The sequence below is a fragment of the Amycolatopsis keratiniphila subsp. keratiniphila genome, from assembly GCF_001620365.2.
In the GTDB taxonomy this organism is placed as follows: domain Bacteria; phylum Actinomycetota; class Actinomycetes; order Mycobacteriales; family Pseudonocardiaceae; genus Amycolatopsis; species Amycolatopsis keratiniphila.
In genome coordinates this window covers 107273-125631 of the sequence record NZ_LQMT02000041.1, presented here as the reverse complement: position 1 = coordinate 125631, position 18359 = coordinate 107273, and the positions used below count along the sequence as shown (strand labels likewise).

General features: G+C 69.1%; 19 protein-coding genes and 1 other RNA gene. 6 read left to right on the top strand and 14 right to left on the bottom strand.

What is annotated here, in order from left to right; translation table 11 throughout:
* Positions 1 to 35: 35 nt before the first annotated feature.
* The 9 genes from AVR91_RS37900 to AVR91_RS37860 all read right to left on the bottom strand — a co-directional run bounded on the left by AVR91_RS37900 (position 36) and on the right by AVR91_RS37860 (position 10265).
* A complete protein-coding gene (locus AVR91_RS37900) occupies positions 36 to 233 on the bottom strand; it encodes a hypothetical protein (protein ID WP_016331585.1) in 198 nt (65 codons plus the stop codon).
* Between the two features lie 34 nt (positions 234 to 267).
* The gene (locus tag AVR91_RS37895) at positions 268 to 1377 is read right to left on the bottom strand and encodes a hypothetical protein (RefSeq protein ID WP_063276171.1); all 1110 of its coding nucleotides are present in this window, start codon (positions 1375 to 1377) and stop codon (positions 268 to 270) included.
* A 102-nt stretch (positions 1378 to 1479) separates the two neighbouring features.
* Positions 1480 to 2478, bottom strand: coding sequence for a C40 family peptidase (locus tag AVR91_RS37890; RefSeq protein WP_016331583.1), 999 nt, complete (start codon positions 2476 to 2478; stop codon positions 1480 to 1482).
* A gap of 4 nt (positions 2479 to 2482) precedes the next feature.
* Positions 2483 to 3079, bottom strand: a complete 597-nt coding sequence (locus tag AVR91_RS37885) for a hypothetical protein (RefSeq protein ID WP_016331582.1) — start codon at positions 3077 to 3079, stop codon at positions 2483 to 2485.
* 3 nt (positions 3080 to 3082) lie between these two features.
* Entirely contained in the window at positions 3083 to 5248 is a 2166-nt protein-coding gene (locus AVR91_RS37880) for a hypothetical protein (RefSeq protein WP_063276148.1), read from the bottom strand.
* Positions 5245 to 8199, bottom strand: a complete 2955-nt coding sequence (locus AVR91_RS37875; protein ID WP_063276147.1) for an ATP-binding protein — start codon at positions 8197 to 8199, stop codon at positions 5245 to 5247. Before AVR91_RS37875 ends, AVR91_RS37880 begins: the two co-directional genes overlap by 4 nt.
* A 3-nt stretch (positions 8200 to 8202) precedes the next feature.
* The gene (locus AVR91_RS37870) at positions 8203 to 8679 is read right to left on the bottom strand and encodes a hypothetical protein (RefSeq protein WP_076153445.1); all 477 of its coding nucleotides are present in this window, start codon (positions 8677 to 8679) and stop codon (positions 8203 to 8205) included.
* Between the two features lie 9 nt (positions 8680 to 8688).
* On the bottom strand, positions 8689 to 8958 hold the full coding sequence (locus tag AVR91_RS37865) for a hypothetical protein (RefSeq protein ID WP_125695577.1): 270 nt from the start codon (positions 8956 to 8958) through the stop codon (positions 8689 to 8691).
* Between the two features lie 443 nt (positions 8959 to 9401).
* A complete protein-coding gene (locus AVR91_RS37860) occupies positions 9402 to 10265 on the bottom strand; it encodes an SCO6745 family protein (protein WP_063276145.1) in 864 nt (287 codons plus the stop codon).
* Positions 10266 to 10773: 508 nt separating this feature from the next.
* Here AVR91_RS37860 and AVR91_RS37855 point away from each other — a divergent pair.
* From AVR91_RS37855 to AVR91_RS37840, 4 genes are read left to right on the top strand one after another with little or no spacing between them, the layout of a single operon-like run.
* The gene (locus AVR91_RS37855; RefSeq protein ID WP_063276144.1) at positions 10774 to 11274 is read left to right on the top strand and encodes a YbaB/EbfC family nucleoid-associated protein; all 501 of its coding nucleotides are present in this window, start codon (positions 10774 to 10776) and stop codon (positions 11272 to 11274) included.
* Between the two features lie 25 nt (positions 11275 to 11299).
* Complete coding sequence (locus tag AVR91_RS37850; protein ID WP_063276143.1) at positions 11300 to 11632, top strand: hypothetical protein; 333 nt, start codon at positions 11300 to 11302, stop codon at positions 11630 to 11632.
* 5 nt (positions 11633 to 11637) lie between these two features.
* The gene (locus AVR91_RS37845; RefSeq protein ID WP_063276142.1) at positions 11638 to 12780 is read left to right on the top strand and encodes a hypothetical protein; all 1143 of its coding nucleotides are present in this window, start codon (positions 11638 to 11640) and stop codon (positions 12778 to 12780) included.
* Between the two features lie 50 nt (positions 12781 to 12830).
* Positions 12831 to 13466 carry a hypothetical protein gene (locus AVR91_RS37840; protein WP_063276141.1) on the top strand — a complete coding sequence of 212 codons (636 nt, stop codon included), beginning with the start codon at positions 12831 to 12833 and terminating at the stop codon, positions 13464 to 13466.
* 63 nt (positions 13467 to 13529) lie between these two features.
* On the opposite strand, the gene rnpB is transcribed toward AVR91_RS37840, so the two are convergent.
* From rnpB to AVR91_RS37815, 5 genes are all read right to left on the bottom strand, one after another.
* Positions 13530 to 13928, bottom strand: an RNA gene (gene rnpB, locus AVR91_RS37835) — RNase P RNA component class A.
* Positions 13929 to 13942: 14 nt separating this feature from the next.
* Positions 13943 to 14503: a COG4315 family predicted lipoprotein gene (locus tag AVR91_RS37830; protein ID WP_228709447.1), complete on the bottom strand. Its 561-nt coding sequence runs from the start codon at positions 14501 to 14503 to the stop codon at positions 13943 to 13945.
* Positions 14424 to 15707 (bottom strand): NAD(P)/FAD-dependent oxidoreductase, encoded by a 1284-nt coding sequence (locus tag AVR91_RS37825; RefSeq protein ID WP_063276139.1) that lies wholly within the window; start codon positions 15705 to 15707, stop codon positions 14424 to 14426. The genes AVR91_RS37830 and AVR91_RS37825 overlap by 80 nt, the downstream gene beginning before the upstream one ends.
* The gene (locus AVR91_RS37820) at positions 15704 to 16513 is read right to left on the bottom strand and encodes a ferredoxin (RefSeq protein ID WP_063276138.1); all 810 of its coding nucleotides are present in this window, start codon (positions 16511 to 16513) and stop codon (positions 15704 to 15706) included. Before AVR91_RS37820 ends, AVR91_RS37825 begins: the two co-directional genes overlap by 4 nt.
* Positions 16510 to 17160, bottom strand: coding sequence for a DUF4142 domain-containing protein (locus AVR91_RS37815; RefSeq protein WP_063276137.1), 651 nt, complete (start codon positions 17158 to 17160; stop codon positions 16510 to 16512). The genes AVR91_RS37820 and AVR91_RS37815 overlap by 4 nt, the downstream gene beginning before the upstream one ends.
* A gap of 246 nt (positions 17161 to 17406) precedes the next feature.
* Between AVR91_RS37815 and AVR91_RS37810 the strand changes: the two genes are divergently transcribed.
* Together AVR91_RS37810 and AVR91_RS37805 are read left to right on the top strand one after the other, a co-directional pair.
* On the top strand, positions 17407 to 17961 hold the full coding sequence (locus AVR91_RS37810; RefSeq protein WP_063276136.1) for a sigma-70 family RNA polymerase sigma factor: 555 nt from the start codon (positions 17407 to 17409) through the stop codon (positions 17959 to 17961).
* 11 nt (positions 17962 to 17972) lie between these two features.
* The gene (locus AVR91_RS37805) at positions 17973 to 18332 is read left to right on the top strand and encodes a zf-HC2 domain-containing protein (protein WP_228709446.1); all 360 of its coding nucleotides are present in this window, start codon (positions 17973 to 17975) and stop codon (positions 18330 to 18332) included.
* Positions 18333 to 18359 lie beyond the last annotated feature (27 nt).

Genomic DNA, 18359 nt, shown 5'->3' with positions numbered 1-18359 from the left:
AACCCTTATCGCCACTCACGAGGTCCTGCCCCGGGTCAGTCGCCGTTCCACTTGGCGTCTTCGGCGTCGGCCTGCCTCGTGCGTTCCTTGGCGATCTCCAGGGCGCGCCTGGCCGTCGCCTCGTCCGGGTACGGGCCGAGGAGGTCGATGCTCCGGCCTCGTTCCAGGTGCTCGACCTGGTTCGTCTTGGTGTTGAAGTACCAGCCCTGATCCGGGTTCGGGTCGCTCGACATACGTCAAGCCTGACATCACCCGGACGTCCTGTCATCACTTGCGATAGCGGTAGGGGATCTCCGTGGGATCACCGGTCGGGCCGAACTCGCCGCCTTCGGGCTGATCCACCTTCGAACTTTCCGGCACGTTCTCGGCGAGTTCGTCGAACCAGCCGCGGTGCATCGGCACACCACGCGGCGGGGTCGCCGGTTCCGGCGCGACGGGGACGCCCTGCGGAGGCGACGCCGGCATCGCGACCGACGGCGGAGCCGTGACAGGCGGATCCGGAGGGCTCACGGGCGGTTCCGGTTCGGCCTGGCCGGCCGCGGCGGGTTGCACCTCCGGAGTGGCCGGAGGGGCGCTGACCGGCGGCGGCTGCATCCGGCTGGGCTGAGGCAGCGGAGGCGGCGCCTGGGACACCGGTGGCTGGGTCGGAGGCGCCTGGGACACCGGCGGTTGAGGCGCGGGCGCCGATGGAGGAGCCTGAGAGGCAGGCGCCTGAGGGGCAGGTGCCGGCGCCTGCGGAGCCCCGTGATTGCCCGGCAACGGCGGCGCGGGCGGGCCGGAAGGCGGCGTGACCGTGCGCCACACCGGCGCGGGTCCGATGTTCATCGGCGCCGGAGCACGCGGCGGCTGCCCGGTCGCCGGCGGCGCGGCCTGCGAAGGCGGCGGAGGTGCCTGACGCTGCGAAGGCTTCGGAATCGGGTCCAGGCACGAGACGAGCACGGTGGTGTTCGCCGGATCCTCGACCTTCCGGCCGCTCCGCTCGCGGTAGATCATCTCGCCTTCGGTGTCCATCTCGACCAGGTAGCCGGCCTCCGCCAGCTGCTCTTCGTCGAGATCGACGAGCTTCTCGTAGCGCGACGGGACGACCCGGTAGATCGGCCAGGCGAGCCTGCCGTTCTCCTGATGGAACTGGGCCAGCAGCGCGGCCATCTGCTGCTGCCACGGCAGCGACATCCCCTCGGCCAGCGAACGCGGCAGCACGACGTAACCGGGATCGACACCCGGCCAGCCCTGGTTCAGCTGGTCGGCCAGCGGCGTGCTCGACGCCGGACGCGCCGCCTGCCGTGCGGGCTGGGCGGTGCCGAAGAGATCGCGGGGGTCGACCTCCTGGCCGGCTCCCGCCGCGGGCTTGCCTCGCCTTCCGAATTTCCGTGCCACGTTCTTCATCCTCTGCCAGTGTGCGGCCGCTCGCCGGTGGACAGGCCGCCACTTCGGGTGAATCCGATGGTCCCGCGGTCGCGATACCACGCTTTCACCATGCTAAACGCCAGGACGGACCGCCTGCGCGACCACTTCGGCCTCGTCGAAGGAGAAATCGCGGATGTGCACCGGCACCCCGGTCTGCTGCGCTTCGACGATCTTGCCGTCGCCCAGGTACATCATCACGTGGTGGATGGTCGCCGGGTTCGACGGCACCGTGGCGAGGAACAGCAGGTCACCCGGCTGCGCCTGGCGCACCGGCAGCATCGCGCCGCCCTTGTACTGGTCACGCGAAACCCGCGGGATGATGATCCCCGCCGACTCGTAGGCCCGCAGCATCAGCCCGGAACAGTCGTAGCTGTTCGGACCGGTGGCGCCCCAGACGTACGGCTTGCCCTGCTCGGCGAGGGCGAACTTGATGGCCTGCGCGGCCGCCTGGCTCGGCGGCACGACACTGCCGACGCTCGTCCCGCAGCCGACGACGTCGACGACCTGGCCCTCGTTCTGCACGAGGAGCGCCGCCATCGGCTCCCAGTTGTGGTACCGGTCGGGGAAGCCGGAGCGCTCGACGCGCTGGGCGGCGTCGCCGGGCCGCATGTTCTCCCAGTCCGGCACCGCGAGCAGGACGTCGTAGAACTTGTTGACCTGGTACGGCGGGTCGGTGACCTGGGCGACGGTGCCCCAGCCCATCGACGGGCGCATCTGGAAGATGCCCAGCGAGTCGCGGTCGCCGTAGGTCAGGTTCCGCAGTTTGGACTCGGTCATCCCGGCCTGGATCGCCACCTGCCACGCGCGCGGGGACAGCGTGCGCTGCTTGCCGATCGAGATGATCAGCGCGACGATCCCCTTCTGTTCCTCGTCCAGCTTGTTGACGTCCGAAGAACCGCGATCGGTCTGCCCCGGCAGGGTCGGCCCGATCGACGCGTCGCAGGAGGTCTTGACGACCCCGCCCGACTGCGCCTCGACATGATCGGTCACCACCTTGGTGACCGTGCTCGTGGTGACGACCGCGGCGAAGACCGCGGCGATCAGCACGCCGACGATGATCCCGATCTTCATCGGGTCAGCCCGCTTGCGTGTACTTGGTGACCCGCCATCCCGGGTTCGTCTTGACGACGGTGACCCGGACCTTGGGCCCGTCCGTCGGGACGTCGACCTCCATCGACCCGACCACCGAGGACGCGACCTGCGGCTCCCCGGAAACCCTGGTCGCGGTGATGTTCGCGGGATCCACCGAGGTCATTTCCCCGGCCAAATATTCCTCGGTGGTGTACGGCCGCAAGCCGTTCAGCCACTGCTCGGTCGTCGTGCCGTCGGGATGATTCGCCCATGCCGTCACCCACTCCTTGGCGACCCGGACCCCGTCCTGGTCGGGTGGCGCGGAAGACGGCGGCGGCTGGGTGGTGAGCCTCGGTGGCAGCGTCGACGTCACGGTCACCGGCGCCGCGACGCCGGTTCGCGAGGTTGTCGTCGCCGAAGCACCCGGCCCGTTCGCCGTCTGTCCCGGTTTTCCGATGGCCTTGGGCAGCAGGATGCCCAAGGCGGTGAGCACGACCGCGAGGATCACCAGCGTGCCGACGAGGTGGCGGGGCGAGCGAAGCGGCCAGCCCCACAGTCTGCGGTAGACCGCGGTACGTCCGCGGTTGGTCCGGATCGGCATGGGTCACCGGCCCACTGCGTGGTCTGTGTCCCGGACTTCCTCGCGGACCTCCAGCCCGCGCGAAGGCCGGTACAGCACGAAGACCGGCTTGCCCGCGACGACTTCGGGGTCGACGCGGCGCGGACGCGGCGTCGACGGCCCCGCCTGCACCGGCACGGCACCCGAGTAGTCGGGCGTGGCGTAACCGCCACCCGTGGAGTTCATCCGCGACGGCACCACGACCGGCTCCGGTTCGTCGCTCCAGCGCCGGTCGGCGACCGGCGAGGTGTCCACCCGGCGGCTCGGGACCTGGATCGGGCTCCGCCCGCCCGAGGTGAACATGGAGTCGCCGGGGTTGCCCGCGGACGGGTTGTACTGGCCGAACACGGGAACGCCGCCACCGCCACCGGCTGGCAGCGCGGGCAGCCCGCCGCCACCGCCGACGGCACCCGGCCACGGCGCTCCCGACCACGCCGCCGCGGGGCGGATGGCGCCGGAACCGTTGTCGAGCCGCTGGGAGCTGGCGAAGATCGTCGCCTCGGGCCGGAACCGCCCGCCGCCGACCGTCGCGCCGACGGGACCGCGGAGGTCTCCGTCGACGACGTCGTCGGTGTCGCGGACGTTCTGCCAGAAGGCGTCCTGCGGGGTCGGTTCGTTGTTCTTCTTGCGGAAGCGGGAGAAAAGCCCGCCGCGCGGCGACGGCATCGCGCCGCCGACCATGCCGACGGACATCTCGACCATCTGCCACAGCCGCCGTACCGGACGGCCGACCATGAACAGCAGCACGGTGATGATGGCGGCCAGCACCATCTTCGTCAGCAGGGACAGCGAGTTCCCCGCGGTGAAGATCGCTTCCAGGAGCAGCGTGTGCACGCCGGCCAGCACCGAGAGCACCATCAGGTTGAAGGCGACCGCGCCGACCACCTTGAGGATGCGCTGCATGATCTGGGGCTGCAGCAGCGCGATCAGGCCGATCAGCGGGGCCGTCAGGACGAAGATCCTGATCAGCACCTGCGCCAGCAGCACCGTCGCCTTGGCCAGCAGCTGGAACAGCGAGTAGAAGATCCCCTGGCCCAGCGAAAGGAAACCGGCGCCGACGCGGCTGCCGTCCTCACCGGTGAAGTACCCGGTCGCCGGGCCGAGCTTGGTGGAGATGTCCTTGAACGCCGCCTTCTTGGAGTCGACCAGCGCGGCGTCGGCGTCGCCGCCCTGCTGGATCTGACCCCAGGTGAACGCCCGCGCGTCCAGCAGGGCCGGGCCGTACTGGATCGCCTGCGGCGAGTCCGGGCTGCCGAATTCGCCGCGGAGCCAGTTGTCGTAGACGACCCGGCAATGCAGCTCGGTCGGAACCCGGTCCCATGGCTGGCGCGCGGCCACGGCCTCCGGAGTCGCCTGACACGGCTGCGCGTTGGGCGGCTGCGGCTGGGACGGCGGCGGGGTCTTCGCCTCGTCGATGAACCCGGCCTGGATGTTGGTCGTGGTCTGCACGATCGCGTTGTCGATCGGATCGAGGAACCGCAGCAGCGCCAGGGAGGACGCGGCCAGCCAGACCGCGGCGAGCCCGTACAGCGCCCGTTTGCTGACGGCGGCGAGATCGCCGCGCCAGATGTTGCGGAACAACATGATCGACATGATCAGCGCGGCCAGGCCGAACAACTGGGCGTAGATGTTGTTGTAGACCTTCTCGGCCCCGGCCTTGACGGCGTTGTACAGCGGGCTGAGCAGGCTGCCCTGCAGCACGGTGTAGTGCAGCGAGTTCGTGGCACCGACGATGTTCTTGCCGATGTTGAACAGCTGGTTGCCCGCCCAGGTGTCGATCGTCGAGTTGGGCGAGGTGATCCCGGCGAGCGGGCCGCAGTCGGTTTCGAAGGTGTCCCAGACGTGTCCCGCGTAACCGTAGACGTTGTACGGGCTGCCGCCTTCGCCTCGGGCGGTGGCGGGCGGGTCGAGCGCGCCGACCATGCCCGCGCCGGGCCGTTCCGGATTCGGCGCCTCACCACAGGCCGCGGCCGACGCCGCCGGAGCGGTCGCCACGGCCTGCAGGCCCAGGATCAGCATGACGACGAACATCGTCGCGCGACGGCTCGGTCTGGTCTTGCCCGGGCGGGGCCCCTCTTTGAGGCGGCGGCGCAGCGCGTGCCAGCCGGCGGCGAACGCGAGCACGAACGCCAGTGTCAGCACTGTGTTCATGCGGCATCCCTGCCGGTGCCACCCTTGCCGGCGCGCGCGTGCTCGCCTTGACTCCCGTTCCCGTTATGTCCATTTTGGACGGCGCCTTGCACTTCTCCGGTTTCGGCGGCCAACGGGTCCGGGGCGCCGAGCATCTGCTCATCGGTGAGGCCGACTTCGAGTTCGGCCGCGAGCTCGAGGTCTTCTTCGAGTTCGAAGTCGTCCTCGGGCGGTGTCGGGACGTGCTGCTTCTCCTCCGGGACCGCCAGTTCGTTGCCCGGCTTCGACGGCTTCGCGTCGGGCGAACCCGGCGTGGTGTCCATGACCCGGCGCAGGTGCTCCAGATGCGGGCCGGAGAAGTCGACGCGGATCCGCTCCACGCCTCCGGCGCCGTCACCGAAGATGAACTGCCGCGGCTCGACGTCGCGCTGGAGATCGCGTTGCGAACCGGGGCGGCGGCCCAGCGCCGCGACGACCTGTTCGTAGCCGACGCCGACCGGGACCTTCAGCAGGCGCAGCGCGTCGGCCTGGGCATCGTCGTCGTCGAGACGGCCGACGAACACCGAGTCCAGCAGCGCCACGAAACCCTGGATCTTCAGGAAGTCCGCGGGGATCTGCGAGGACAGCAGCACCCGGACGTTCCACTTCCGCGAGTCACGGGCGAAGCGGTTCATCAGCACGCGGCCGGTCGGGACCTCGGAGAGGAAGAACGCCTCGTCGATCCAGACGCCCTTGCGCAGCTCCTTCGGCTTCTCGTACACCGACCGCTGGGTCAGCCACGCGGCGAGGTTCAGCATCTCGACGCCGAGCGATTCCGCGTCCGTCCAGTACTCGCGCGGGACGCCGTCCTTGGGCAGGGTCAGCCCCGCCATGGTCAGCACGGTCATCCGGTCGTCGCGGGTCTCGGAATACGGGTCCGCGTCGCTCTCCGGGATGAGCAGCGCCATCCGCTCGCGCATCTCGTCGAGGAAGTCCGCGACGACGACGGCGTGCTCGTGGTGCTCGCTGGAGTCCCGGCGCAGCGCGTCGATGACCTGACCCGGGTCGGCGTCGAACCGGCCGCCGACCGCGCGGACCGCGCGCAGCAGCACGATGCGGGTCTGCGCCATCCGCGAGACCTCGTACGGCAGGACACCGGTGAGGACGTCGAGCACGAGACGGCGGCGCGTCGCGCCCGCGAGGGCCTTCTCCCGCCGCCAGGAGCGCTCGGGGTCGTCCTCGTCCATGAAGTGCTCGATCTGCGGCTCGGCGACCACCCGGTACGGGTTGAGGATGCCGGGCTGCGCGTTGAGCAGGTTGATCGGCCGCGCGTACGGCCGCAGCTCGGGCAGGTCGCACAGCCGCGACAGCGGGCCCGAGGGGTCGAGGATCGTCCAGTGCGCGCCCGCGCGGAGCGTCTTGTAGACGATGCCGCCGCCGAGGAACGACTTGCCGCCACCGAGGCCGGCGACCATCGCCGTCAGGCCGGAACCGTCGCGGATCTCCTGCGCCATCCACGGGTCCCACGCCACCGGGCGCCGGGTCGCGGTCACCGTCTCGCCGAGCAGGATGCCGCGGCGATCGCCCACCTCGGCCGTCGCCGTCGGCACCGCCGAGGACGCCCACACGACCGAACCGCGGCGCATGTACGCCGCCGAGGCCAGCGGCTCGCCGGGGATGAACTCCCTGGCGAGCACGTACTGGGCCTCGGGATGCTCGACGGCGATCTTCGGCTTGTAGAGGTCGAGAAGCTGCTGGGCCAGGCGCAGCGCGTCCCGCTCCGTCGGCCCGGACACCGCCAGCCGCCACCACGAACGCACCCGCGTGGCCAGCGCGGTGAATCCCGACGTCATCTCGTCGTCGATCTCCAGCACCCGGCCCGCCTGGCGCGCCAGCGACTGCGGAGGTTCCAGTTCGTGCTCGTCGGTGTAGTGCTTGACCTGCGAACGCACCTTGTTCATCTGGCGCTGCAGCTCACCGGCGACCTCTTCGGGACGCCGGACGTAGATCCGCGCGGACACCTCGACCGCGGCGGGCAGCCGGTCCGCGTGCTGGATCCAGGGGTCGTCGACCTCGGGGATCTGCAGGCCGTGCATCTGGCCGACGGTGAGGACCGCGAGATGCCGCGAGACCCCGGCGTTCGACCCGGTGCGGCCGCGGACGGTGACCGTCGGCGCGTACGGCTCGGCGTGGAAGTCCGCCGCGTCGGTGAAGCTGGCGAGATCCTCGGGCTCCCAGGCGGCGCCCGGGACCGCGGGCATGTTGCGCGGCGCGGGCAGGCCCAGCGAGCACGAGCGGTGCATCAGCCAGGACATCTCCTCGGCATGCACCGGACGGCCTTCGAGCCCGGCGGAGCCGATGACCTGGTCGAGGTGCTCGACCTCGGAGTCGAGTGCGGCCAGCTCGGCGTCGACGGCCTCCGGCAGGATCTTGCGCAGCACCGGGGCGGCGCTCTCGACCGCGCGGTCGATCATCCGCCTGGTCTGCACCTGGACGCCGAGGTAGACCTCTTTTTCGGCCATCGAGCGGCCCATCAGCTGCTGCTGCTCGCCGATGAGGTAGTCGTCGAAGGACAGCGCGCCCTGGACGTCCTGGGGACGGCCGACGGCGTTGTGCACGTGGGCCTCGGCCCACATGCGGATCGGGTACGGCCGGTTGGTCACGCGCAGGTGCAGCCAGCGGCCCTGGAGCTCCGCGTACTGCCCGGCGATGGCCGCGATCAGGTCGCGGCGCTGCGAGTCCGACCGGAAAGACCAGCGCTGCGGCGCGAGCCGGTACCAGGCGTACACCTCATAACCGGTGCGTAACAGGTGCCCGTCGATGCTTCGCGCCGCGATCGACGGGGTATACGAGGGTATGGCCGCCTCGCCGGGCAACCGCCTCCCCTTGCCGGCCTTCTTGGGCTGCGCGGAGCGGACCTGCTGGGGCGGGTTCCAGGCCCCTTGCTGCAGGTCTCGATCACGTTTTCCTCGGCTTCCGCCGCGACCGAACAACGACTACCTCCCGGCCCGAGCCGCGGGGCGGCTCCGACGCGCTCGTGGTGTTCCCTGAGCTCCGGCGCCGCCGCCGTAGCCGTGGTGCTGGTACTGCCGTCTCCTGCGGTGCTTCGGTAGCGGGCGGTTCGCCCGTACCCGGACGCGGGACGCGCTGGCCGCGCCACCCGTGCCCGTGGTCCGTTCTCTTGGTGTGTTGAGCTCTTTCGCCGCCATCGCGGCCACGGCGCCCAGCGGACGCTCGTGGCTGATCTTGGCCGTGATCAATCTGGTGATCACAATTGTGGCGACGAAGGCCCAGGCGGTCGAGAAGAACCCGAAGCTCCAGCCCGCCCACCGTTCGACGGTGAGCACGAGCAGGAAGACCGGGATACCGACGAGCCAAGCGACGTAGCGGGCTCTCCAGGGAAAAGTCGCTTTCGGCGGGCCGAGCCATACGGCATCGACCCGGTAAACCTCGTCATCGGTGCGGATACGCAACGCGAGCCCTCAGCCTGTGAAGAGGCCGGCGATCCACTGGCCCACGTTGACTCCGGCGCCACTCACCGCGAGGCCGATGATCGCCAGCGCGATCACGACACCGGCGAGGCGGCGCATGACACCCGCGTTGTCCCCTTTGCCGCCGCCGAGCCACAACAAGAGGAGCGCGACGGCCAGCAGCACCAGGGGGATGATGTTGTCGATCAGCCAGGTACGGACGTTGCCGGTGCCGAGCTCTCCGCCCTGGGCCAGCGTGTCGAGGGTGGTCAAGGTCATCATCGCATTACTCCCGGTGCGCGGAGAGGGGGTTCGCGCGGTTCTGGCTCGGTGGTGCTTCGAACATCATGGCGTCACGAGGCGTAGTGGTCAAAGCGCGCTCTGTAGATGTCGTTTTGTCTACAGTTCACAGAGCGAGGCACAGCACCACGACCATCCTCGGTCTCCATCATCGTTGCAAGGGTCGTCTGGATTAACCCCGGCCACCCGTATTTCGCAGTGTGCGAACGGCCTCACTCGCTTGCGAGGCATCTTGCTCACTGTGAGTACGGGTCGGCCGAGGAGAATCCGGCCTCGACCAGTGTGACATGACTCGTTCGGTGGCTTCTCGCGAGTCCGCTGGGTGAGCACGCATTCCACAAAAAACGCGAACGCCGATCAAGCGAAAGTCACGCTTCCGTTACCCAAAGCGAAAACGGGGACGGTATTTTCACTACATAGCGTGATTATCGACCGGTCGAGAACACATTCGCGGGAAAAGCGCCCGCCTCGACGGCCCGGCGGCTCAAAGGCCCGCAAAGCTCGTGAAGCCGCTTGGTCTTCTCCTCGCCGAGATGCTCCCAGGGTCCCGCCGACGCCGCGTTCGTGGCGACTTCGAGCCGCTCGCGAAGATCGTTCCCGGCCTCCGTCAGGCCGCCCTGGTCATCGAGGATGCCCTGCTCGCGCAGCTTGGCGGCCGCGGCGTCCCATTGCTCGTCGCTCCAGCCGCGGGAGACCTTGGCCGCCTCGGGCAGGAAACCCTTGCCGGTGGCGGTGTGCGAGACGAGGGCGGCGAGCCCGTCGACGCCGTTGGCGACGAGCGCGGCGATGTGGCCGTCCCCGCGGTGCTCGCGAAGCAGGGTGATGGCGTGCCAGAGGACGAGATGCGGCTCGCTCGGCCAGTCGAGGCCGGCATGCCCGGCATAAAGGGGGCGGCCGTCGACCTGGCAACCGCCGGTCGCCTCGCGGGCGAGTTCGGCCGCCTCAGCGACCTCTTCGGAGCCGAGGGTGTCCTTGCCGAGCAGCCGGGTCAACGCAGCGTCGACGGCTTCGAACCGGGCTTCGATGATCTTTTCGGGCGTGGCCAGCGTCCACGCGCGCGGGATGTGGCGGGCGACCAGTTCGGGGTTGAAGTTGTAGAACGTCGCCGCGACCACGCCGGGCCCGACCGCGCCCATCGGCGCCGCGCGGCCCGCGAAGTACGTCATGCGCCCCGGGCGGAGACCCGCGCCGGTGAGCGCGGCCTCCGTCTCGGGCGCGAAGTAGGTAAGGGAATGCAGTACATCGAACGTCCCGCGGAAACGTCCCGTGACCCGACTCGCTTCACCCATGGCGGCACCCTACCGGCAAGTAAGTAGTGGGCGCAGGGTTCGCCCGCCGAATGGAGCAAGGGTCCCGCCTCGGCGCCGGAGGGAGCAAGGGACCTTTGCTACCACGTGGTGCGCTGACCTGCGGAAAGAGAGCAAGGGACCTTTGCTACCACTTGGGGCGGGGGTGTGTGGAAATAGAGACATTGAGTGTCCCTGTTTCCACACACCCCCTACTCCGCGTGGTGACCGTGTGGATTTTGTTGCGCTGGGTGACCCGAAATCCACACAGTCGCCGAGACGGGAGCAGGGGACCTTTGCTACCACGCTGGACCGTGTGGACTTTGGGACATCTGACGTCCCGAAACCCACACGGTCACCCCACCGAAACCCGGCCAGCGCCCGCATCCACACAGTCACCGCGCCGGGGAGCAAGGGACCTTTGCTACCACCCCGAGACGACCCGGAACCGAACCCGCTCGCCTACGTCATACTCCTGAAGCCGGATCACCACAGCGCACGGGGAGCGACGATGTCCGCCCAGATGGAACAACTGATCGCCCAGTTCGAGAACTTCCAGGCCAAGGTGCGCCAGGCCGAGGCGCGCTTCGCCGAGGTCGGCGACATGCAGGAACGGATCGCACAGGTCGAGCACTCCGTGACCTCCCCGTCCGGCGAGGTCACGGTCGTCGCCGGGGCGGGCGGGACCGTCACCGACCTCCGGCTCAGCGCGGGCGCCATGCGCCTCGAAGCGGGCCACCTGTCCTCGGTGATCATGAGCACCCTGCGCAAGGCCGTCGCCGGCGCCGCCCAGCAGCAGGCCGGGATCGTGGACGACACGTTCGGTGAGGCGTTCGGCGTCAACACGGCGGAGCAGGTCCGAGAGGCACAGGCCGAGGCGTTCGGAACCGTCGAGGAAGAACCGGCGTCACAGCAGCAGCAACCGCAGCAGCCTGCCCGTCCGGCGCGCCGCCCCGCCCCGCGGGACGACGACGACTACTTCGACGACGGCTCCTTCCTGCGCCGCAGCTGACCGAACCGACCGAGGGACTCCCACGATGTCAAAGGGAATCGAGACGAATATCGCGGCGATCGCCGCGTACGCCCAGAAGCTCCCCTATTACGAGCAGGAAGCGGAGAAGTTCGGCGCCAAGATCGACGCCGCCGACGTGACCGACGAGGCCTGGGGCATCGTCGGGATCTGGGCCAAACAGGGCTACACCGATCGCCTCGGCGAGCTCCGTTCGCTGATGAACGACATGAAGGACGGCGTGGACGGGTTCATCTCCAAACTGAACAAGGCCTCCGAGATGTACCGGGGCATCGAAGAAGCCGGAAAGGTCGAGTTCGGCAAGCACGAGGCGACCATCGACGAAACGCTCGGAAAGTAGGGGTCATGACCGAGGAGAAGTCGAGCATCGCCGACGGGCTCAACGTCCAGGCGTACGACGAGAGCATGAGCGCGAACCTCGATCGCGCGATGGGGCACGTGCCGGTGGCGGGCACGATCTACAAGTCGGGCAAGTCGATCGCCTCGCACGCCCAGCAGGCCGCCGAGGCGGACAACCCGGCCGAGCTGGCGTCCGCGGGTGCCGCGCTGGTCGGTGACGGGGCCGCGTTCGTCGGCGCCGCCGCGGCGGACATGGTCACCTTCGCGATGGACCCGATCGGCTGGCTGGTCAGCCACGGGCTGAACATGCTGCTCGAGCTGGTCCAGCCGCTGCAGGACGCGTTGCACCAGGTCACCGGCGACGGCCCGGCGATCGGGCACGCGTCGGAGAACTTCGTGACCCTGGCGAACGGCTTCGTCGCCCTCGCCGACGACTTCGAGAAGACCGGTGACGCGGCGCTCGCCGAGTGGGTGGACGACGCGGGCAAGGCCGCGAAGGAAGCGCTGGGCGACTTCTCCGCCGGGATCCGCGGCGTCGGCTCGGCCGCCGGATCGGTGGCCGAAGTCCTGCAGATGTGGTCGATGGTCATGGTGGTCATCGAGGAGCTGATCAAGGGCATCATCACCGAGCTGATCTCGTGGCTGATCACCATTTGGCTGCCGGCGCTGGCCGCGTCGGTGATCAGCTTCGGCAGCTCGGTCGCCGCCGCGATGACCGCGTCCATCGCCAAGGCCGCCAGCGTGCTGCAGAAGGTGACCAAGTACCTCGGCAAGTTCGGCAAGCTGCTCGACACCTTCATCGAGTACCTCGCGAAGTACGCGACCAAGGTCGTGGACATGACGAGGAAGTTCCGGATCGGTACCTACGCCGGTGAGTCGAAGTTCTCGCTGAACGTCCTGGAGAACACCGCCGGGGTGGCGCTGACCCCGAGCAACCGGGTGCTCACCACGATGTTCGGCACCTCGGTCGGCGCGCGCCCGCTGGTCTCCGGCGCGGCCGTCAAGGGCGGCATCGGAGCCGGGAAGGCCGCGTACACCGAGGGCAAGGAAGCCGTGACGCCGGAGGGGGAGAACGAGCCGTGGTTCAACAAGAGCGAGATCGGCGGGGACAAGAGCCCGGAGGAGACGCGGGGGAACCTCGACATCTGAGCGACTCCCGGCAGCGGGCGGCGGAAAAGATCTTCGCCCACCAGGAGCGTATGGAGGACAAGGCCGACAAGGCCCTGGTCCGTCCTGGCTTCCGTGAACGGGTCGAGGAACTGATGGCCGCCCAGTGGCGCGAGCCGGTCATCGTGCTGCGGCTGGGCGACACCGATCTGGGTTTCGACGTGCCCGGCAGGCGCCTGGACGGCACGGTCAAGGGGAAGCGGCTCGTCCGGCGGTTCTTCTGGAACGTGTTCCGCGGAATCGGCGGCGCGTTCGTCTACGTCTTCGCGCTGCTGAACGGTGCGGGCAGTGGCGGCGGCAAGGGCGGTCACCCGTTCCAGCGGGAGATCCGGGTGAAGGGCCCGGCGAACGCGATGGCGCTGGAGCCCGCCGATCGGGTCCGGAAGGCGAGCGGGCCCTGGCTGGTGTGCTCGCCGTCCGCGATCGCGGTGGTGGACACCGGTTCGACCTACCGGGACCCGGCCGACGCGCCGCCGCCGGAGATCCTCTGGCAGGCCCGGAAACCCCAAGCGCCCGAGATCGACTTCCGCAAACGCGTCCTGACTTGGCCGGACGGGTCGAGTTTCGCGTTCACTCTGCACGGCCGCACGGAGGAGCGGTATCTGCGGGACCGTTTCGAGTTCCCCAACACCATCCACTGGACCGGACGGCCGGACGCCTCGAGGTAGCTCGCTCGCTGCCCCCAATGCCACATTGGGCGCACACGCGACCAGCGCCCTCGAGAAGTAGTACGGACGAGCCGGCGTGTAAGCCGGATCCTGTCCCCGCCCCGCCTCGCGGCGGCACGGGTGGCGGCCATCCATCTAGGCCCGCCGTCGCCGACGGGCTCGAGCGGCCTACCCGCAGGCTCGGGCGGGCAGCCCTCGATCGCCTGCGCAGGAGCCTCGCGGCTCCCTCTTGGCCTTGCTCCGGGTGGGGTTTACCTAGCCGTCCTGGTCACCCAGGACGCTGGTGGTCTCTTACACCACCGTTTCACCCTTACCTCCGCCCGCGAAGCGAGCGGAGGCGGTCTGTTTTCTGTGGCACTGTCCCGCGGGTCGCCCCGGGTTGCCGTTAACAACCACCCTGCCCTGTGGAGTCCGGACTTTCCTCGAACCGGTTTCCCGGCTCGCGGCCGCCCCGCCGACTCGTCCGTCGGCGAATCCTACTGCACGGGTGTCGGCAAGCAGTTCAGGTTGCGCCGCCCGTCGGGTCGGACCACGAACCACACGTGGTCGGTGCCCTGCCCGGTCCATTCGCCTGGCCGCGCGTTGGCGAACTTGTAGAGCGGCCAACCGGCCAAAGTCACCTGCTTGGCGCCTTCGGGACGCTTGATGGTGTCGACCAGCGCCGGATCGATGCCGGTCACCAGGGGTGTGCCGGTGGTCGTGACGGGGGTCCACACCGCGGCGCAGTCCCCGAGGCACGCCGAGCGGGCCTTGTGCGGGTTGTCGCGTTCGTAGCGGAAGAGCACGGCGCCGGTCTCGTCGAGGACGGCTTGCCCCATCCGGGTCATGTAGACGGCGGTGAGCCGCGTGCCGGGCGGAGGATCCGTCGGAGTACCGGCGCGCGAGGTGACGGGCTGCGACACCCTCGGGCTGGGGAGCGATTCCGTCACCGGAGCCTGAGCCGTCCGCGAAACGGGGTCAGCCGCCTGCCACCACATCGCGGCGCCCACGACGAGCGCCGCGATGACGGCGAGCATGGTCAATCGCGATCGGCGCATCGGGCGTCTCCGTTTCTCCCGGGTGGCTGACGGGGTTCTGTTCCGCGATCTCGTTGGTCCAGTGGAGGACGGCGGACGGGCTGTCGAGGCCGACCACGCCGACGAGCCGTCCCTTGCGAACGAAGCCGGTGACGGGCCGTTCGCCACCGACGGGTGAAGCGAGCGCGACGGTGTCGGTGCCGAGCTTCGGGATGCCGCCCGCCTGGATGCGCATGCCGTGCTGTTCGGACCAGAACCGCGGCACCGGCGCGAAGGGCCGCGAAGCCTGCGGGCCGGCGAGGAGGTTTTCCGCGGCCGCCCGGCCCATCTCGACGGCGTTGAGCCAGTGCTCCACTCGCCGCGGCGTCTCGTCGAAACGCAGGTTCGGCCACTGGGCGACGTCGCCGGCGGCGACGATGTTGTTCATCCCCAGCACGTGACAGGTCGGCGAGCAGACGACGCCGTCGTCGAGCGGCAGTTTCGCCCCGCGCAGCCACGAGATCGACGGCACCGTGCCGACGGCCACCACGACGCACGAGACGTCCAGGATCCAGCCGTCGGACGACCGCAGCCGCAACCCGTTCGGTGTGGTCTGCCAGCTGTCGATGGACGCGCCCAGCGCCAGCCGCACCCCGCGCGAGCGGTGCAGCGCCGAGAGCTTCTGCCCGATGTGCTTGCCGACGACCTCGCCGAGCAGATGCGCCGACCGGCCGATGATGGTCACATCCCGGCCGATCTCACGCAGGCTGGCGGCGACCTCGCAGCCGATGAACCCGCTGCCCAGCACCGCGACCGGGCCGTGGTCGGCGGCCAGGTTGTCGCGCAGTTCGGCGGCGTCGGCCAGGGTCCGGACGACGACCACGCGCGGATGTCCGTGCGGCACACCGGAAAGCCTTCGCGGCTCGACGCCGCTGGCGATGACGAGCCCGTCGTAGGGCAGCTCTTCCGCCCCGGGCAGATGGACGACCTGGCGCCCCGGTTGCAGATGGGTCGCCGGGGTGTTGAGCCGCCATTCGGCGTCGATCTCGTCGAGCCGGGCGAGCATCGTCTCCGCCGGGCCGGTGGCGCCGGTCAGCAGTTGCTTGGACAACGCCGGCCGGTGATACGGCGGCTCGGGCTCGTTGCCGACGATCACCAGTTCGCCGTCGAATCGCAGTTCCCGCAACCGTTCCGCGCAGCGCAGCCCGGCCAGCCCGCCACCGACCACGACGATCCGTTCGCTCATCGTTCCGCCCCCTGCAATCGGATCGCCCGCATCGGGCAGGCTCTGGCCGCGGCTTGTACGAGCGGCACCTGTTTGGCGCCGGGTTTCCGGAGGTACCGCAGCTGTCCGTCGCCCTGCAACTGGAAGACCTGCGGTGCTTCGGCCTGACAGATGGCGTAGCGGTGGCACTTCTTGTCGTCGACGGAGATCCGGACCGGTTCGGCCCGGCGGGTCCCGCCTTCGAGCAGCCCGAGCAGGACCAGCGCCCGCGGCGGGAGCACCCGCAGCACGGTGAGCACCACGGCCGGGGTGAGCACGGTGATCCCGCCGAGCCAGACCGTCGCGAGGTTCCCGTTCGCCGCCGCGCCCAGCCACGAGTGGATCGCCAGCAGGCCGACCGCGAAGTAACCGGCCTGATGGAACCGCTGCCCCCGGAGGTCGGCCGCGCCACGACGCACCGCCGCGGTGACCGCGAGGGCGATGAACAGTTCCAGCCCGACGACGCCGGCCGCGTGCCGGGCGAGCCCGCCGCCGGCGAACGGGATCAGCAGCGCGAGGACGCCGAACGAGTCGTCGTCGAGGAACAGATAGGACAGTCCATGGACGACACCGGTGGCGAGACTGAACACCGCGAGCACGACGTGACCTCCGCGCAACGCCTCGTGACCGGTGACGCGCCTGATCCAGCCGGTCGCGCTCAGCACGCCCCACACCAGCGTCAGGCACATCGTCACGTAGGCGAACCGGGCCGACAGGGCGGCGATGTCCCGCACCCCGCTGTCGTGCGGCGACGGGGCCGGGATCACCGCCAGGAGCGCGGCGCTCATCCGCGCCTGCCCGATGTCCCGAGCATCCGGACGAGCCCGAACGTCGCGCCCCCGGCGATCCCCGCCATGAGCACGCCGAGCGCGATGTCGCCGCCGTCGAGTTCGTCACCGTCGCCGGGAGCGATCATCAGTGAAGTGGTCTCGGCGATCCCGGTGCTTTCGAGCAGGGTCATGTGCCGCATGACGGTGTCGACGGCGGTCTGGGCGAAGGAGCGCATCGCGTCGTCACGGGTGGCGGCCCGCACCTGGGACGCGAGGCCGAAGACGCTCCCGTGCGCGGCGCGGGAGCGATTGACGTAGAGGCGGTCGAAGTCGGCACCGACGGCTCCGGTGATCTCGTCGCTCCAGGAACGCTGTTCCTCGGTTGGCTCGGCGGGGAGTTCGACGCGGACCTTCGAAGCGAGCGCGCGGACCTGGGCGTCGAGCCGGTCGTGGTCGTCGGCGAGTTTCCGGCCGACCTCCCGTACCCGCTGCCCGCTCCCGCGCTGCTCCGCCTGACGGCTGATCGGTCCTTCCCACAAACTCCCTTGGCGGACCTGGACGAGCAGTTCCCGGTCATGGGCGTCGATTTCCGCGAAGGCGTGGGTGGGCGTTCCAGCCCATATCACCAAGCAGGCGATCACCAGTCCGAACAGCCGATAGATCATTTCACCCGTCCCCGTCCTCGAAGTGCCTCACTGGGAGTACGGCGAACCGGAGCGGCCGGTTCGATCTAGCCGGAGCAGGGCGGTGTGATGTGCATCACACGACATATTTAGAACCGTTTATCGCCGCGATACGTACCGGCCGGCTAAATGTAAACGAACCACTACTGCACATGGCTCACGGCGATAGTCTGCGCTACGGTGTACGAACCCGTGAAATCCTCCACCGCCGGGGAGGTAGCGAACTTTATGGAAGCAGTGGGCAGAGGCTGCCGGTTCGATGGCGACCATCGGCCGGGCGAGGTTTCCGACGAGCTTATTTCGGTGCTGTACAAGGATTTCCGGGACACCCTGTTCGGGCAGGTGATGTACCTGACGGGCCATGATCAACAATGGACGGAAGACGTCGTCCAGGAAACACTGATCCGCGCCTGGCAGCATTCGGACACGTTGAACCGCGAGCCGGGAATGTTGCGCGGCTGGCTGCTCACGGTCGCCAAGCGGATCGTGATCGACGGCTGGCGAAACCGGCGCGCCCGGCCACAGGAGGTCGAGCTGGACAGTTCCGAAAACGCCGAAATAGCGGACCGGACCGAACAGTCACTGTCCGCACTCGTCATTTCCGAAGCGCTGCGTTATCTGGACGGCAAATATCAGGCCGTCATCTACGAGACGTATCTGACCGGGCATACGGTCCGGGAGGCGGCGGTGATATTGGGGATCCCGGAGGGAACGGTCAAATCACGGCTGTACGCGGCTATGAAGACATTGCGACGGTCGTTAGGAGAGCTGGGTTCCCGATGAGGAAGCGAAAGGTGAAACACACCGATGTGGCGGCGTACGTACTCGGTGTGCTGGACCGGGCGGAGGCTCATGCCTTCGAGAAGCATTTGAAGGATTGCGCGCGATGTGGACGGCAGGTCGCGGAGTTCGCGTCGGTGGAGGACGCGCTGGCGAAGGCCGATCTGCGCTACCTGTCCCCCGTCGCCGCGCGATGTCGCGGCCGGCTGTCGATGATCACGGCGAACCTGGTCGTGGTCTTCCTGGCGTGCGTCGTCGCGGCCTTGATGTCGTCGCAACGATCGTCCCGGCGGATCTCGTCGGATGCGGACATCCCGGCTCCTGCTCCCCTCGACGACCAGCGCTCACTCCCGTTACCGCTTACATGCGAGTAGTCTGCCGCAAGCCGACACGAAGGTCTC